At 65.0% G+C, this 15,348-nt stretch carries 13 protein-coding genes and 2 pseudogenes; 12 read left to right on the top strand and 3 right to left on the bottom strand.

The features are described 5' to 3' along the window. The first annotated feature begins 71 nt into the window (after nt 1-71). From EN857_RS07250 to EN857_RS07220, 7 genes are all read left to right on the top strand, one after another. Entirely contained in the window at nt 72-1,007 is a 936-nt protein-coding gene (locus tag EN857_RS07250; protein WP_127286414.1) for a glycosyltransferase family 2 protein, read from the top strand. After that, nucleotides 1,007-1,876, top strand: a complete 870-nt coding sequence (locus EN857_RS07245) for a glycosyltransferase family A protein (protein WP_127286415.1) — start codon at nt 1,007-1,009, stop codon at nt 1,874-1,876. Before EN857_RS07250 ends, EN857_RS07245 begins: the two co-directional genes overlap by 1 nt. A gap of 71 nt (nt 1,877-1,947) precedes the next feature. Then, nucleotides 1,948-2,616: a hypothetical protein gene (locus EN857_RS07240; RefSeq protein WP_135858253.1), complete on the top strand. Its 669-nt coding sequence runs from the start codon at nt 1,948-1,950 to the stop codon at nt 2,614-2,616. 69 nt (nt 2,617-2,685) lie between these two features. Then, nucleotides 2,686-3,777 carry a DNA topoisomerase IB gene (locus tag EN857_RS07235; RefSeq protein ID WP_128345990.1) on the top strand — a complete coding sequence of 364 codons (1,092 nt, stop codon included), beginning with the start codon at nt 2,686-2,688 and terminating at the stop codon, nt 3,775-3,777. A 113-nt stretch (nt 3,778-3,890) separates the two neighbouring features. Next, complete coding sequence (locus EN857_RS07230) at nt 3,891-4,265, top strand: YciI family protein (protein WP_127284727.1); 375 nt, start codon at nt 3,891-3,893, stop codon at nt 4,263-4,265. Further along, nucleotides 4,262-5,533: an RNA polymerase sigma factor gene (locus EN857_RS07225; RefSeq protein WP_127284726.1), complete on the top strand. Its 1,272-nt coding sequence runs from the start codon at nt 4,262-4,264 to the stop codon at nt 5,531-5,533. Before EN857_RS07230 ends, EN857_RS07225 begins: the two co-directional genes overlap by 4 nt. A 182-nt stretch (nt 5,534-5,715) precedes the next feature. Further along, on the top strand, nt 5,716-7,230 hold the full coding sequence (locus EN857_RS07220; RefSeq protein ID WP_127392994.1) for an aldehyde dehydrogenase family protein: 1,515 nt from the start codon (nt 5,716-5,718) through the stop codon (nt 7,228-7,230). A 97-nt stretch (nt 7,231-7,327) separates the two neighbouring features. On the opposite strand, the pseudogene EN857_RS07215 reads toward EN857_RS07220, so the two are convergent. The 3 genes and pseudogenes from EN857_RS07215 to EN857_RS07205 form a co-directional block, all read right to left on the bottom strand. Continuing rightward, nucleotides 7,328-8,164, bottom strand: a pseudogene (locus EN857_RS07215) (hypothetical protein); the annotation flags it as partial. 107 nt (nt 8,165-8,271) lie between these two features. Further along, on the bottom strand, nt 8,272-9,138 hold the full coding sequence (locus tag EN857_RS07210; protein WP_187331327.1) for a hypothetical protein: 867 nt from the start codon (nt 9,136-9,138) through the stop codon (nt 8,272-8,274). Between the two features lie 259 nt (nt 9,139-9,397). After that, complete coding sequence (locus EN857_RS07205) at nt 9,398-10,111, bottom strand: GntR family transcriptional regulator (protein ID WP_127284722.1); 714 nt, start codon at nt 10,109-10,111, stop codon at nt 9,398-9,400. Nucleotides 10,112-10,373: 262 nt separating this feature from the next. Here EN857_RS07205 and EN857_RS07200 point away from each other — a divergent pair, with 262 nt between their 5' ends. The 5 genes and pseudogenes from EN857_RS07200 (at nt 10,374) to EN857_RS07180 (ending at nt 15,345) form a co-directional block, all read left to right on the top strand. Then, on the top strand, nt 10,374-11,462 hold the full coding sequence (locus EN857_RS07200) for an ABC transporter ATP-binding protein (RefSeq protein WP_128345989.1): 1,089 nt from the start codon (nt 10,374-10,376) through the stop codon (nt 11,460-11,462). 29 nt (nt 11,463-11,491) lie between these two features. After that, nucleotides 11,492-12,781: a PotD/PotF family extracellular solute-binding protein gene (locus EN857_RS07195; RefSeq protein WP_127393693.1), complete on the top strand. Its 1,290-nt coding sequence runs from the start codon at nt 11,492-11,494 to the stop codon at nt 12,779-12,781. Nucleotides 12,782-12,924: 143 nt separating this feature from the next. Continuing rightward, nucleotides 12,925-13,764 (top strand): annotated as a pseudogene (locus EN857_RS07190) (ABC transporter permease); the annotation flags it as partial. Nucleotides 13,765-13,768: 4 nt separating this feature from the next. Beyond that, the gene (locus EN857_RS07185; RefSeq protein WP_127393691.1) at nt 13,769-14,587 is read left to right on the top strand and encodes an ABC transporter permease; all 819 of its coding nucleotides are present in this window, start codon (nt 13,769-13,771) and stop codon (nt 14,585-14,587) included. Nucleotides 14,588-14,598: 11 nt separating this feature from the next. Beyond that, complete coding sequence (locus EN857_RS07180; RefSeq protein ID WP_127393690.1) at nt 14,599-15,345, top strand: aspartate/glutamate racemase family protein; 747 nt, start codon at nt 14,599-14,601, stop codon at nt 15,343-15,345. Nucleotides 15,346-15,348 lie beyond the last annotated feature (3 nt).

Raw genomic sequence — 15,348 nt, 5'->3', positions numbered from 1 at the left:
GGACGCTGCCGTTATCTTGCGCTTCGGGGCGGTAGGGCCGGATGCGCAACATGCACCGGCGGAGTTTCCATTTGAGAGCGGTCAGCGTCATCATTCCGGCACACAATGCGGCGGCGACCATAGCGAGGACGCTGGCATCGCTGCGTCCAGAGGCTGACGTCATCGGTGAAGTGCTGCTGGTCGATGATTCTTCGTCGGACGACACAGCAAGCGTTGCCGAGCATGCCGCTTCGCGGTGCGCGTTGCCGTTGCGCGTGATCCAGTCCAATTGCAGGGACGCGGGCGGAGCCCGCAATCTCGCTTTGGCGCAGGCGAACTACCCCTGGATCTACATGATCGATGCCGACGATCTGCATCTGGACGGCGGGCTGCGGTCATTGCTTTCCCGGACCGATATGCAGACGAGGGCCGATATGGTGGTCGGCGCCTTTCGCAGACGAACCGACGGCGTCGACCGGCAGATCAAGTTGCCTGTAGGTTATACGGCCGCCAGCACCGCCAATGCCTCGGCCTATATCCAGGGGCATGTACGCTCGATTGCCGTCGGAAGCGCGCTGGTGTCCCGGCGCGCGATCGATGAGACGCGATTCCCGACCGGGCTCGCCTATGACGAGGACACGTTGTTCTGGGCCAAGGTGCTCAGCACCGCCCGGCTTGCCGTCATCACGCAACCCGTCATGACCTATTTCGTTTCGGCGGAACGCTCCGACGATCGCTTCACCGTCAAGCCGGCGAAGCGCTTCCTCGAATGGCGGCAGGCGTTGCACGGGCTCGCCGATTGCGGGATCGCGAAGTCGGCGCTGAAGGTCAGGGAAGGCCTCGTCGCCCTGAAGATTGCGCGTGTCCACTATGCGCGCGGTGATCTGGATACGGCGGCCCGGTTCCTGGCCGTGGCCAGGGCGGCGCCGAAGGTGCCGTCGGACACCTGGCGTTGCATGCGCTACCAGTTCAAGCTTGCGGCGCGGCGCCGCTTTTCCGTGCCGCGCATCCAGTTGCAAAGCGCTTGATGGCCGGGAGACCGGAACTCGCAGTCGTGGTGATTGGTTTGCGGGCGCCCGCCGAACTGGTCGCCGCGGTGCGGTCGGTGCTCGATCAGAACATCCCGCTCGAGATCGTCATCGTGAATTCGGGCGGTGGCAATGCCCAGGCACTTGTCGACAATGCCGGTCTCAACGTGAGGGTCGTCGAGGTCGAGCAGCGACTGTTTGCCGGCGGCGCGCGAAATCTAGGCATCGCGGCGACGCAGGCCCCGTTCGTCGCCTTCCTCGCCGGTGATTGTCTGGCCTGCCCGCGCTGGGCTGAAGTGCGCCTGCACCATCACCGGCAAGGGGCCGCGACCGTGGCAAGCGCCATCCTCAACAGCCATCCGCGCAATCTGGTGGCGTGCGCGGCGCACCTCGTGACGTACATGCGGCGTTTGCCCGGCCTCCCCGCCGAGAAGGCACTGCGCTACGGCGTCTCCTTCGACCGAAAGCTGTTCGATCTGTACGGGCTGTTCGACGAGCGCATGGCGTTGGGGGAAGACACCGATTTCATGGCCAGGCTGCCCGAGGCGATGCAGCCGGTCTGGGATCCGCAGGTCCTCACCATCCATCGCAACGAGACAAGCCTGTTCCGCCTGCTTGCCGACCAGTACCGCCGCGGCCGCCGCCTTGGCGGCTATTTGAGGACCGTCGAAGGCGAGAAGCCCCTGAGGCCATTTCGAAGGATTTTCCGGGACCGCCGCAACGTGAGCAAGCTGGCCAAGGAAGGGCTGTCCGGAAGGGACAGGACTTTTGCGATGCTTTCGCTGCCAATCGTGTGGCTGGCGCTGTTCGCCAAATCGCTGGGGTCTGCCATCGGCGCCAGATATGGCGAGAAGGGCCGGCGCCAATGATCACGGTCGAGATAAGGCCGCCACGCCGACGGCGCGGTCGATGGTTCGGGTCGCGACGGAAGGTCGTCGCGGTGTTCAGCTATCGTTACGATGCGCATCTGGTGCCGGGCCTGATCGCGAACATCGACCCGATCGTTGACGGCTGGATTGCATATGACGATCGTGGTTCGGACGACATGTTCAGCAGCGAGCCGACGAGGCGGCGTGCCCTGCTGGCTGCGGCCCTCGAGGCCGGCGCCGATTGGATCCTGGCAATGGACCCCGACGAGAGGTTGGAAAACGCGGTCGCCGATCAAATTGGCCAACTGACCAGCCGGTCGCGGCGCATCGCCTGGGGATTCCGGACGCTGGAAATGTACACGCCGGACAGCTACCGCGTCGACGGGCCCTGGGGGCAGAAGATGCAGCACAGGCTGTTCAGCGCCTACCATCCGGATCGCTATCGGTCGACGGATTTGCATGGCGCCTGGTTCCCCGAAGACCTCCGCCTCAAACTCAGGGACAGCGGTCTCAACCTTTATCATCTGAAGATGATCGAGCCGAAGCGGCGCGCGGCACGGCGCGACCTCTACAATCATCTCGATCCGGATCGCAGGCTGCAGGACATCGGCTATGACTATCTGGCGGATGACTCCGGAGCGGTTTTCGAAACCATACCGCCCGGGCGAGGCTACTTTCCGGTCCATAGCGACGACGGCGGGCTGTGGATGGCGGATGTGTCGGATGTCCGGCCGGCGTGAACCCCAATGGCATCGCGGAACCAGCGGCCGGTTGCCGGCTTATCTACGGACCAGTTCCGTGGATCCGTCATGCTGCAACGACCGCAATCCGCCCCTGAACGCCCGGCAGGCGAGGACGAAACTCAAAAGAACGGCGCGCAGAAATCGGCCGAGCGTGCATCGCTCACCTATGTCAGCGATGCCGATCCCGGCATTCGTCGGCTGCGAAAGGGCAAGGGCTTCGTCTATCTCGGGCGCCATGGCCGCCCGGTCTCCACGGCGACGCTTGCGCGCATCCGGGCGCTCGCAATTCCACCGGCGTGGACCGACGTGTGGATTTCGCCCGATGCCTGCGGCCATATCCAGGCGACCGGTCGGGACCAGCGCGGACGCAAGCAATACCGCTACCATCCGCTGTGGGCGGCCGAGCGCGACGGCGCCAAATATTCGAGCCTGATCGCCTTTGCCAGAAGCCTGCCCGAACTGCGCCGCCGCATCGATGCCGATCTGCGCCGCCACGGCCTGCCGGCGGAGCGTGTCGTGGCGGCCACCGTCTGGCTGCTCGACAACACGATGATCCGCGTCGGCAATGCCGCCTACGCCCGCGACAACAAGAGTTTCGGGCTGACGACGTTGCGCGACCGCCATGTCGACATCGAGGGATCGAGCCTGCGGTTTGCCTTCAAGGGCAAGTCAGGCAAGGAATGGAAGCTGAAACTGGTCGACCGCCGGATCGCCAGGATCGTGCGCGGCGCGCAGGAGCTTCCGGGCCAGAAGCTGCTTCAGTATCTTGGCGAGGACGGCAACCGGCATCCTGTCGGCTCCGGCGACGTCAACGGCTACATCCGCGACGCGGCCGGCGCGGATTTCAGCTCGAAGCATTTCCGCACCTGGGGCGGCACCATCCACGCCGCATCGCTGTTTGCGCAAACCGGGCGTCCGGAAAGCCAGGCGCAGATGAAGCGGGTCATGAACGGCATCATCGACAGGGTCGCCGAGCGCCTCGGCAACACGCGCGCGGTCTGCCGCAAATGCTATATCCACCCGCTGGTCTTCGAAGCCTGGTCGGAGGGGCGGCTGCTTAGCGAGATGGCTGAGGCCAGCAAGCGAAAACGCCGGATACCCGGCCTCGACGAAGAGGAGACGCTTGTGCTGAGATGGCTTGAGGCGCGCTGCGCCTGACCGATGGCGCGGGGAGGGCAGCCAAGCCCGTGTGATCGCTCGGCAATTTTTTTATCGACGTTGTGTCGGGAAGGGCCCTACTGTCGCGTCCTTTGATACGGAAAGGACTTGCCATGCTCTATGCCATCCTCTGCTATGCCTCCGAAGACGTCGTCTGCTCTTGGAGCAAGGAACAGGACGACGAGGTGATGGCCAAGCTCCTCAACGTGCAGGAAAAATACGCCCAGGCCGGGCGGCTTGGGCCGGTCGCGCGCCTGCTGCCGACAACCGCGGCGACGACGCTGCGCAGGGTCAAGGGCGAGCCGGTCGTCATCGACGGCCCGTTCGCCGAGACCAAGGAACAGTTCCTCGGCTTCTACACGCTCGAATGCGCCGATCTCGACGAGGCCGTCGACTTCGCGCGCGAGCTTTCCGAGGTCAATCCGAGCGGCGGCTCCTACGAGATACGCCCGGTTTCCATCTTCAATCCCGCCAGAGTGCCCGCATGACCGAGCTTGCCTGGATAAGCACCGCGATCAGCACCGCCCGTCCGCAGGCGATGGGCGCGCTGCTGCGCTACTTCCGCGACCTCGACGCCGCGGAGGAGGCTTTCCAGGACGCATGCCTCAGGGCGCTGAAGAACTGGCCGAAAAACGGCCCGCCGCGCGATCCCGCCGCCTGGCTGATCTTCGTCGGCCGCAACAGCGGCATCGATGCAGTGCGCAAGCGGTCCAAGCAGGCGCCGCTGCCGGAAGAGGACCAGATCTCCGACCTGGAGGATGCCGAGAGCGATATCGCCGAGCGTCTCGACGGCGCCCACTACCGCGACGATATCCTGCGGCTCCTGTTCATCTGCTGCCACCCGGACCTGCCGGCGACGCAGCAGATCGCGGTGGCCTTGCGCATCGTATCCGGCCTTACCGTCAAACAGATCGCGCGCGCCTTCCTGGTCGGCGAAAGCGCCATGGAGCAGCGCATCACCCGCGCCAAGGCGCGCATCGCGGATGCCGGCGTGCCGTTCGAGACGCCGGGCGCCGTCGAGCGCTCGGAGCGGCTCGCAGCGGTGGCCGCGATGGTCTACCTGATCTTCAACGAGGGCTATTCGACCAACAGCGGCGAGGCGCCGGCGCGCGCGCCGCTCTGCGAGGAGGCGATCCGGCTGGCGCGGCTCCTGCTCAGGCTGTTCCAGACCGAGCCGGAGATCATGGGGCTGACGGCGCTGCTGCTGCTGCAGCATGCGCGAGCGCCGGCACGCTTCGACGCCAGTGGCGAGATCGTGCTGCTCGAGGACCAGGATCGGTCGCTCTGGAGCCGCAAGATGATCGACGAGGGCCTGGCGCTTGTCGACAAGGCGCTGCGCCACCAGCAGCCCGGCCCCTACCAGGTGCAAGCGGCGATCGCCGCGCTGCATGCACGGGCGGTGAAGCCCGAGGATACCGACTGGACCGAGATCGACCTGCTCTACAGCCTGCTCGAGCGCATGCAGCCGTCGCCGGTGGTGACGCTCAATCGCGCCGTCGCGGTGGCCAAGGTGCGCGGGCCCGAGGCGGCGCTCGCCATGATCGAGCCGCTTGCTGACAGGCTGTCCGGCTATTTCCACTTCTTTGGCCTCAAGGGCGGGCTGCTGATGCAGCTCGACCGCGGCGATGAGGCGCGCGTTGCCTTCGACCGGGCGATCGCGCTTGCCAACACCGCCGCCGAGGCGGCCCATATCCGCATGCATATCGACCGGCTGATGAAGGAAGGCGCCGAGCGGGCCGCGCAAAAGGCGCGCTGAGCTCTCGTCTCGAAAGTCTGGCCCAACCTTGGGCGCCGGGCTTAGACCATGCCGGGGTGGCGGTTTTTCCCCGAAACGAGTAATGCCACGCCATGAACGCGCTCCGACGTGCCCGACGGCACGGATAGGGTGGCGTATGGCTTTGTCCTGTTGCCTTGCGACGGGATCTGAAAGGGACAAAAATGACGATAGCGAAGGAAACGGCCGCACTTCTGGAGAAACTCGGCGTCGCCAAGGACGCACTCTCCGGCGGCGACCTGATCGTGCGCAGCCCGGTGACGGGAGAGCAGATCGCGGCGCTGACGACGATCTCGCCGGCGGATGCGGCCAGGACCATCGACGCCGCCCACAAGGCGTTCCAGGCCTGGCGGCTGGTGCCGGGACCGAAGCGCGGCGAGCTGGTGCGCCTGCTTGGCGAGGAACTGCGCGCACACAAGGCCGAGCTCGGCCGGCTGGTGTCGATCGAGGTCGGCAAGATCCCGTCCGAAGGCCTTGGTGAGGTGCAGGAGATGATCGACATCTGCGATTTCGCCGTCGGCCTCTCCAGGCAGTTGTACGGCCTGACCATCGCCACCGAACGCCCCGGCCACCGCATGATGGAGACCTGGCATCCGCTGGGCGTCGTCGGCGTCATCTCGGCGTTCAATTTTCCGGTCGCGGTATGGTCGTGGAATGCTGCCCTTGCGCTGGTGTGCGGCGACGCCGTGGTGTGGAAGCCGTCGGAAAAGACGCCGCTGACAGCGCTTGCCTGCGAGGCGATCTTCAAGCGCGCGGTCAAGCGCTTCGGCAGTGACGCGCCGGCAGGACTGGCGCCGGTGCTGATCGGCGACCGCGCCGTCGGCGAGATCCTGGTCGACCATCCGAAGGTGCCGCTGGTCTCGGCTACCGGCTCGACCCGCATGGGCAGGGATGTCGGTCCGCGGCTGGCCAAGCGCTTCGCGCGCGCGGTGCTGGAGCTCGGCGGCAACAATGCCGGCATCGTCTGCCCGACCGCCGATCTCGACATGGCGCTGCGCGCCATCGCCTTTGGCGCCATGGGCACGGCCGGCCAGCGCTGCACGACGCTGCGGCGCCTGTTCGTGCACGAAAGCGTCTACGACGCGCTGCTGCCGCGCCTCAAGAAGGCCTACCAGAGCGTCTCGGTCGGCAATCCGCTGGAGACGTCTTCGCTGGTCGGTCCGCTGATCGACAAGGCCGCCTTCGACAACATGCAGAAGGCGCTGCAGGAAGCCACCGCCCATGGCGGCAAGGTGACCGGCGGTTCGCGGGTCGAGAACGGCCATCCGGACGCCTACTACGTGCACCCTGCGCTGGTCGAAATGCCGAAGCAGGTCGCGCCGGTTACGGAGGAGACTTTCGCGCCGATCCTCTATGTAATGAAATACACCGATTTCGACGCCGTGCTCGACGAGCACAATGCGGTCGGCGCCGGCCTGTCGTCGTCGATCTTCACCCGCGACTTGCAGGAATCCGAGCGCTTCCTCGGCGTCGACGGCTCGGACTGCGGCATCGCCAATGTCAACATCGGCACCTCGGGCGCCGAGATCGGTGGCGCGTTCGGCGGCGAGAAGGAAACCGGCGGCGGCCGCGAGAGCGGCTCGGATGCCTGGAAGGCCTATATGCGGCGCGCCACCAACACGGTGAACTATTCCAAGGCGCTGCCGTTGGCCCAGGGCGTGTCCTTCGACATCGACTGAGGCCATCGCAACTCGATGGGTTGATGACCATGATTTGCGGCATCTCCCGTACGGGGATGCCGCAGCGATCAGCTGTCGGCTGCGTGCCGAAGGCCTCAGCGAATGCGGCGTCGATGATGGCCAGCTTCACGGCCTGGGCGGTCATGTACTCGTTGTAGAAATCGCGCGACACCCACATCACCGATTGGCCGCGTTGGCCAAGCCAGCCGATGCTGCCCATCTCCTCGGCGTCGCGCAGCTTGCGCGCAAGGTGGGTGCGCGAGAGCTTCAGCCATCCGACGAAGTCGCCGATCGAGACCACGACGGTCGGGATGCGGTCCTGGCCGGCATGATCGGGATCGATGCCCGAAATCAGCCAGTCCATGACGGCGCCGCCGTTGTTCAGCCAGGTGAACAGCGAAAAGGTCTGTTTGGGCTCGCGCACCGGGTGGGACGAAAGCAAGCCGTCGGCCACCAGCGGCTGCAGCCTGGCCAGCGCGTCGGATCGCGCAAGAAAGAGGGACAGCCGGTTCGCGCCGTCGAGACCGTCCAGCGTCTGCAAATGGGCAAGCATCCAGCCCAGCACCTCCTCCAGGCTCGACCGCGTCGGCTGCACGGGGCGAATGCGCGCGTCCTCGTCGGCCGGCACGACCTCGATGAAGTTGTAGTGAAGCATCTCCTTGATGAAGGCGTCGGCGGTGTTGCGGCTGGCCACCTGATGCTGACGGATGGCGTCGATGATACGGGCCGCCGTCGCTTCCTTCCGGTAGTCGCCGGGGTCGCGCCTGAAATGCAGGGCCAGGCCGATATGGGCCATCAGCCAGCGCTGCTGCGTGGCAAAGACGGACGAAAGGCGCGGGTTTGCCTGGTAGGCCTGGTTCATCGCAAGCGCCTGCATCCGCACGCAGCGGTGCAGCGCCGGATGGTCGGCAATCTCTTCGGCGTTCAGCGTCATCCCCCCAGACCCGCTTACGTCTCGACGACTATAGCCGATAGCAGTTTCAACCAGCCGCCGCCAGACGGTCGGCAGGGCATCACGCAGGTTGTGAAGAAGGCGGTTGCTCAGCCGCTATCCGGCGCTGGAAAACAGGCCTCGAAGGCCGCGTCGACAACGGCGAGCTTGGCCGCCTGGACGGCCATGTATTCGTGGTAGAATTCTTTCGAAACCCACATCAGGGAATGGCCGCGCTGGCCGGTCCAGCCGATGCTGCCGAGTTCCTCGGCGTCGTGCAGCTTGCGCGCGAGATGGGTGCGCGACAGCTTAAGCCATTTGGCAAACTCCGCGATTGAAACGATGCTGGTCGGGATGCGGTCCAACCCGGCATTCTGCGGATCGATGCCGGACATCAGCCAGTCCATGACGATGCCGCCATTGTTGAGCCAGATGAACAGGGAGAAGGTCTGCTCGGGCTCGCGTACCGGCGTCGAGGACAGCAGGCCGTCGGCGATCAGCGGCTGCAATCTGGCCAGCATTTCGGGCCGCTCCAGGAAGGTCGCCAGCCGGTTGCCGCCGTCAAGGCTGTCCAGCGTCCTCAGATGAGCGAGGACCCAGCCGGTGAATGTCTTGATGGTGGCCGCTGTCGGCTGCATAGGGTGAGCGCGCGCATCTCCGCTGGTCGGCAGATATTCTGCGATGTTGTAATGCAGCATCTCCTTGATGAAGGCTTCCGCCGTGTTGCGGCTGGCCACCGAATTCTGGCGTATGACCTTGAGGAAGCGCGCCAGGGTCAGCGCCGTGTGGTGGTCGTTCGGGTCGCGCCTGAAATGCAGCGCGAGGCCGACATGGCCCATCAGCCAGCGCTGCTGCGTGGCGAAGATCGCAGCCAGCCGCGGGCTCGTCTCAAAGATCTGGATAAGTGCCCGCGACTGTTCCTGGACACCGCGGTGTACAGCCGGATGGCCGGCAATATCTTCGGCTTTAAGCGCCATCCTGCTCCTGCTCCGATTCAGCCCTCCGAACCGTGAAAACAGGGCGCACATTTCCAGCCTTCATCGTTGGTGTCCAGTGGCGCGATCACCGTACCAAAGTAGGTCAGGTTGCATTCGGGCCAAGGCCGTTTTCCCCCGTTAACTCTTTGCAACCGTTCGCAAAAACCACTCCCAACAATAGTCAGGCCGACAGCCCCGGTTGCATTGATGCACGCAAAGGGCGGGCATAGGTTTCGCGCCATCCGGCCGGCGATGATTGTCAGGACTCGAGCGCCTGCCGCAGTGCCGGACCGCTCCTGACGCGCAGGTCGAGATCGGCCTCGATATGGTCGATGTGGTGCAGCATCAGCGCGCTGGCGCGTTCGGCGTTGCCGTTCTCCAGCGCCTGCAGGATCTGCAGATGCTCGTTGTGGCCGCAGCTCGAAATGCCGGAGCGGCCATAGAGCGCGATCACCAGAGAGGAGCGCGCGACCAGTTCTTCCATGAATCGCTGCAGGATGACGTTGCCGGCCACCGATGCCAGCAGCAGATGGAAATCGCCGGAAGCCTTGATCTCGGAGCGCCTCGCGCTCGGCCCGCGCTCGGCGATGAAGCGGCCCTCTTCTTCGAGCTGTGCCTTGAAGGCGGCAACGTCAGCCGGTGTGATGCGCCCGGCAGCGGCAATCGCGATGCCGGGCTCGATCAGCCGGCGCGAGGCAAAGACCTGGCGCGCCTCTTCCGGCGAGGGATTGGCGACGAAGGCGCCACGATTGCGCTCGGTGCGCACCAGGCCTTCGAAGGAAAGCATCTGCAGCGCCGCGCGCGCGACGGTACGGCTGACATCGAAAAGGGTGCCGACCTCGCCTTCCGACAGCTTTGTTCCGGGCGCCAGCCGGCGGTCGACGATGGCGTCGCGCAGCTGGTCGCGGATCGCCTGGGCGCGATCCTCGTTGGCATTGTCGACGGCAGGAAAGGTCTGGTCGGCGATGTTCATGGCGGTAAGGTCCCTCAGCACTTCTAGCCTGAATCGGGCCGCCTGCACGAGAGCCAAAGTGAACGCAATCGCAGAAAAGATTGCATACGATTTCTGCTTACATCGCCAACAATCGCCCATAATTTGTGCATCGCACAAGAATGCCGCTTTGTCAGGCGGTGAGCGCGGTCGCCGATTTTCTCGAGGATTCAACCGCTTGAGGGCAGCGGCGGGCAACTGGCACGCATGATGCTTTGGTTAATCCGAGCAAAGAGGAGCCCGGATGTCCAAAGCCGCCGAGATCGACATCGTGTCCGTTTCGAAAGTCTACGGCGCAACCACCGCTGTCGAGGACATCAGCCTCAAGATCCCGGCCGGCACCTATTGCTGCCTGCTCGGTCCGTCCGGCTGCGGCAAGACCTCGACGCTGCGCATGATCGCCGGGCACGAAAGCATCTCCAGCGGCGACGTCCGTCTCGGCAACGTTGTCGTTACCGACCTGCCGCCGGCCAGGCGCGGCACCGCCATGATGTTCCAGTCCTACGCGCTGTTTCCGCATCTCGACCTTGTCGACAACGTCGCCTTCAGCCTGAAGATGAAGGGCGTCGGCAAGGCGGAGCGCCACGCCAAGGCGCTCGACATGCTGAAGCTGATGCAGATGGACGGCTATGCCAGCCGCCGTCCGGCGCAGCTTTCGGGCGGGCAGCAGCAGCGTGTGGCGCTGGCGCGCGCGCTGATCACCGACCCCGAAGCGCTGCTGCTCGACGAGCCGCTTTCGGCGCTCGATCCATTCCTGAAGATCCGTATGCGGGCGGAGCTGAAGAAACTGCAGGCCTCGCTCGGCATCACCTTCGTCCACGTCACCCACAGCCAGGAGGAGGCGATGGCGCTGGCCGACCTGATCGTGGTGATGAACGATGGCCGCATCGAGCAGGCGGCGCCGCCGCGCACGGTGTTCGAACGGCCGGCGACCGCGTTCGTCGCCCGCTTCATGGGCGACCACAATGTCGTCTCCGGGCGTGTCAGCGGCGAGCGCGACGGCTTGGCGTTCTTCGATGTGCCGGGTGGCGCCTCACTGGCCGCGAGCGGGCAGGCCCGCGAACCCGGCGCGCCGATCGACATCGCCATCCGCACCGATCGTGTGCGCGTCGGCGAAGCGCCGGCGGCGGGGCTCGGCTTCAGCGGCATCGTTTCCAACATCGAATATCGCGGCGCGACCGTGAAGCTCTCGGTCAATGGCGCCGGCATCGAGGATTTCACCGTCATCCTCGATGACGAGAGCTTCTTCGCCAGGCCGGTCGCCGTCGGCGACGCGGTGCCGATCGCCTGGGATGTCGAGGACACGATAATCCTCGGCCGCCTCAATTCCTGAACCATCACAACCAAAAAGGGGAACTGACAATGACCAACACCACCGACAAGAAGACAGGCATTTCCCGCCGCTCGCTGCTCAAGACGGGTGCCGCGGCGGTCGGCCTTGCCGCCGGCTCAGGCATCATCACCGGCTTCCCGACGATCTGGGCGAAATCGAACATCACGCTGCGCCAGTTCGGCACCGGCGTGTCGAACCTCAATGCCATCGCCGAGAAGTGCAAGGCGGACCTCGGCATCACGCTGGAGATGACGGCGACCGATTCCGACGCCGCCGCGCAGCGCGCGGTGACGCAACCTGACAGCTACGACATCGCCGACATCGAATACTGGATCTGCAAGAAGGTGTTTCCCACCGGCGTGCTGCAGCCGATGGATGTCAGCAAGCTGAAATATTACGACGAACTGGTGCCGCTGTTCAAAACCGGCAAGCTGACGCCGGACAGCGTCATCGCCCAGGGTACCGCGCCGCACACGGTCGGCTATGTCGAGGCGCAGGACAGCAAGGTCTTCGCCAAGGCGCCGACCGACTGGTTCACCATGGTGCCGACGATCTACAATGCCGACACGCTGGGCATCCGTCCCGACCTCGTCGGCCGCGACATCACCACCTGGGCCGACATCATGGACCCGGCCTTTAAGGGCAAGACCGCGATCCTCAACATTCCGTCGATCGGCATCATGGACGCGGCGATGATCATGGAGGCCACCGGCAACATCAAATACGCCGACAAGGGCAACATGACCAAGGAGGAGATCGACAAGACGATCGACTTCCTGATCAAGGCCAAGCAGGCCGGGCAGTTCCGCGCCTTCTGGAAGTCTTTCGACGAGAGCGTCAATCTGATGGCGTCGGGCGAAGTGGTGATCCAGTCGATGTGGTCGCCGGCCGTGGCCGCGGTCCGCTCGAAGGGCATCGCCTGCCGGTTCCAGCCGCTCAAGGAAGGCTATCGCTCCTGGGGCGGCGGCCTCGGCCTTGCCGCGCATCTCAAGGGCGCCGAGCTCGACGCCGCCTACGAATACATCAACTGGTACACGTCCGGCTGGGTCGGCGGCTATCTCAACCGCCAGGGCTACTACTCGGCCAACATGGTGTCGGCCAAGAAGTTCATGTCCGAGGACGAGTGGGGCTACTGGATCGAAGGCAAGGCGGCCAAGGGCGATATCCTGTCGCCGGACGGCAAGGTCATGGAGAAGGCGGGCGCGGTGCGCGACGGCGGCTCGTTCGAACAGCGCATGGGCAAGGTCGCCTGCTGGAACTCGGTCATGGACGAGGACCGCTACATGGTGAAGCGCTGGAACGAGTTCATCGCGGCGTGATGCACTGATGGCGGATGACGGCGGCGACGCCGTCGTCATCCGCAAACACAACCACTCGTCGGATATCCAGCATGACAGTCGCGCTCGAACGCCCTGCAATGGCCGCGGCCAGGCCCGTAAGGCGCCGTCGTTTCTCGATTGGCGCCATCGCCCCCTATCTGCAGGCGACGCCGCTTGCCCTGATCCTCGGCGCGTTCCTGCTGCTGCCGATCCTGATGATCGTTGTCGTCAGCTTCTGGGACTACGATTTCGCGGCGATGTATCCGGATTTTCTGACCACCAATTATGCGGATGTGCTCGGTTCCTGGGTCACCTGGAAGACCTATCTCAACACGCTGAAATACGCGGCCATCGTCTGGGCGCTGACGCTCTTCATCGGCTTCTGGGTCGCCTATTTCCTAGCCTTCCACATCCGCACCACGGCCATGCAGATGGTGCTGTTCCTGGTCTGCACCGTGCCGTTCCTGACCTCCAACATCATCCGCATGATCTCGTGGATCCCGGTACTTGGCCGCAACGGGCTGGTCAACTCGACGCTGGTGCAGCTGGGGCTGGTGCCGAAGCCGGTCGAATGGCTGCTCTATTCCGAATTCGCCGTGGTGCTCGCCATGGTGCATCTCTACACGCTGTTCATGGTGACGCCGATCTTCAACACGCTGATGCGCATCGACCGCTCGCTGTTCGAGGCCGCGCGCGACGCCGGCGCCTCCGGCTGGCAAATTTTGTGGAACGTCGTCATCCCGCTGGCCAAGCCAGGCATGGCGATCGGCACCATCTTCGTCGTCACGCTGGTGATGGCCGACTTCTCCACCGTCCAGGTGATGTCGGGCGGGCAGAGCGCCTCGGTCGCGCTGATGATGAAGAACCAGATGTCGCTGCTGCAGTATCCGGCCGCCGCCGCCAACGCGGTGGTGCTTCTGGTGCTGGTGCTTTTGATGGTCGCCGGCATCCTGCGCATCGTCGACATCCGCAAGGAGCTCTGAGGCGATGCACCGCGAGAAGCGAACTCTCCAATTCTACCTGCTGGCGGCGTTCTTCGCCCTGTTCGTGCTGTTTCTCTACGGGCCGCTGTCGGCGATCCTGATCCTGTCCTTCCAGGGCGAGAATGGCGGGCTGACCTTCCCGCTCAACGGAGTCTCGCTGCACTGGTTCGCCAATCTGTTCGAGAAGCAGGCGGTAGGCGATTTCGGCGGCAGCTTCAGGCGCTCGCTGGCGCTCGGCCTGATGGTGATGGCGGTAACGGTCACGGTGTCGCTGCTCGCCGGGCTCGCCTTCCGTCGCAAGTTTCGCGGCGCCGCGGCCTTGTTCTATCTCGCCGTCGCCAGCTTGGTCGTGCCGTCGATCGTCATCAGCCTCGGCATCGGCGTCGTCTTCCAGCAGATCGGCTTTCGTCCCGCCTGGTACACGTCGGCTTTCGGCGCGCATCTGACCTGGACCTTGCCGTTCGGCGTGCTGATCATGTTCGCCGTCTTCAACCGCTTCTCGCCGGCCTATGAGGAAGCCGCGCGCGATCTCGGGGCGTCGTCCTGGCAGACCTTCGCGCATGTGGTGCTGCCGATGATCGCGCCCAGCCTGATCGGCGTCGGCCTGTTCGGCTTTACGCTTTCCTATGACGAGTTCGCCCGCACGCTGATGACGTCGGGCAGTTTCAACACGCTGCCGCTCGAGATCTACGGCATGACGACGAATGTAACGACGCCGGTGCTCTATGCGCTTGGCACGGTGACCACCGTGTTCTCTTCCCTGGTGATCCTGCTGACGCTCGGCGCGATCGTCTATGTCGGCCGCCGCCGGGCGCGAGCCTGAACGGAGCCAACGTGCAGATTCTTGTGGTGAACCCGAACACGACCGCCAGCATGACCGAAACCGTCGCGGCGGCCGCCCGCTCGGTTGCCAGCGTCTCGACGGAGATCTTCGCAGTCACCTCGTCGATGGGGCCGGTGTCGATCGAGGGCTACTACGACGAGGCACTTGCCGTGCCCGGCCTGCTGGTCGAGATCGCCGCCGGCGAGCGTGCCGGCGCGCAGGCGGCGATCATTGCCTGCTTCGACGACACCGGGTTGGACGCGGCGCGCGCCATGGCGGCCATCCCGGTCATCGGCATTTGCGAAGCGGCGCTCAGCGTCGCCTCCTTCATTGCCCAGCGCTTCAGCGTGGTGACCACCACCGAACGTTCGCGCGTGCCGGTCGAAGAGCTGGTGCGGCGCTACGGCATGGCCGCGCGGGCCCGCGTGCGCGCCGCCGACATTCCGGTCCTGGCGCTGGAGGACCCGTCGTCGGGCGCCATCGTCAAGCTGCGCGACGAGATCGCGCGCGCCATCGAGCAGGATCGCGCCGAGGCGATCGTGCTCGGCTGCGCCGGCATGGCCGATCTTGCCGCCGAACTGCAACGGGATTTCCGCCTGCCGGTCATCGACGGCGTCGGCGCTGCGGTGAAGCAGGCCGAGGCGCTGATTGCGCTTGGCCTGTCGACATCCAAACGCGGCGCCTATGCAAACCCGCTGGCAAAGCCCTATCGTGGCGTTCTGAAATCCTTCGCCCCGGGTGCCGTCGCCGCCGAGTGATAC

Source organism: Mesorhizobium sp. M4B.F.Ca.ET.214.01.1.1 (assembly GCF_004791545.1).
GTDB lineage: Bacteria > Pseudomonadota > Alphaproteobacteria > Rhizobiales > Rhizobiaceae > Mesorhizobium > Mesorhizobium abyssinicae.
The sequence above is the reverse complement of the archived record's forward strand: the minus strand, read 5'-3'. Positions and strand labels throughout refer to the sequence as shown.

Coding starts and splice junctions, on each gene's coding strand:
- EN857_RS07245 (WP_127286415.1), top strand. CDS start 1,007: ATGGCCGGGAGACCGGAACTCGCAGTCGTGGTGATTGGTTTGCGGGCG.
- EN857_RS07235 (WP_128345990.1), top strand. CDS start 2,686: ATGCTGCAACGACCGCAATCCGCCCCTGAACGCCCGGCAGGCGAGGAC.
- EN857_RS07230 (WP_127284727.1), top strand. CDS start 3,891: ATGCTCTATGCCATCCTCTGCTATGCCTCCGAAGACGTCGTCTGCTCT.
- EN857_RS07225 (WP_127284726.1), top strand. CDS start 4,262: ATGACCGAGCTTGCCTGGATAAGCACCGCGATCAGCACCGCCCGTCCG.
- EN857_RS07220 (WP_127392994.1), top strand. CDS start 5,716: ATGACGATAGCGAAGGAAACGGCCGCACTTCTGGAGAAACTCGGCGTC.
- EN857_RS07210 (WP_187331327.1), bottom strand. CDS start 9,138: ATGGCGCTTAAAGCCGAAGATATTGCCGGCCATCCGGCTGTACACCGC.
- EN857_RS07205 (WP_127284722.1), bottom strand. CDS start 10,111: ATGAACATCGCCGACCAGACCTTTCCTGCCGTCGACAATGCCAACGAG.
- EN857_RS07200 (WP_128345989.1), top strand. CDS start 10,374: ATGTCCAAAGCCGCCGAGATCGACATCGTGTCCGTTTCGAAAGTCTAC.
- EN857_RS07195 (WP_127393693.1), top strand. CDS start 11,492: ATGACCAACACCACCGACAAGAAGACAGGCATTTCCCGCCGCTCGCTG.
- EN857_RS07185 (WP_127393691.1), top strand. CDS start 13,769: ATGCACCGCGAGAAGCGAACTCTCCAATTCTACCTGCTGGCGGCGTTC.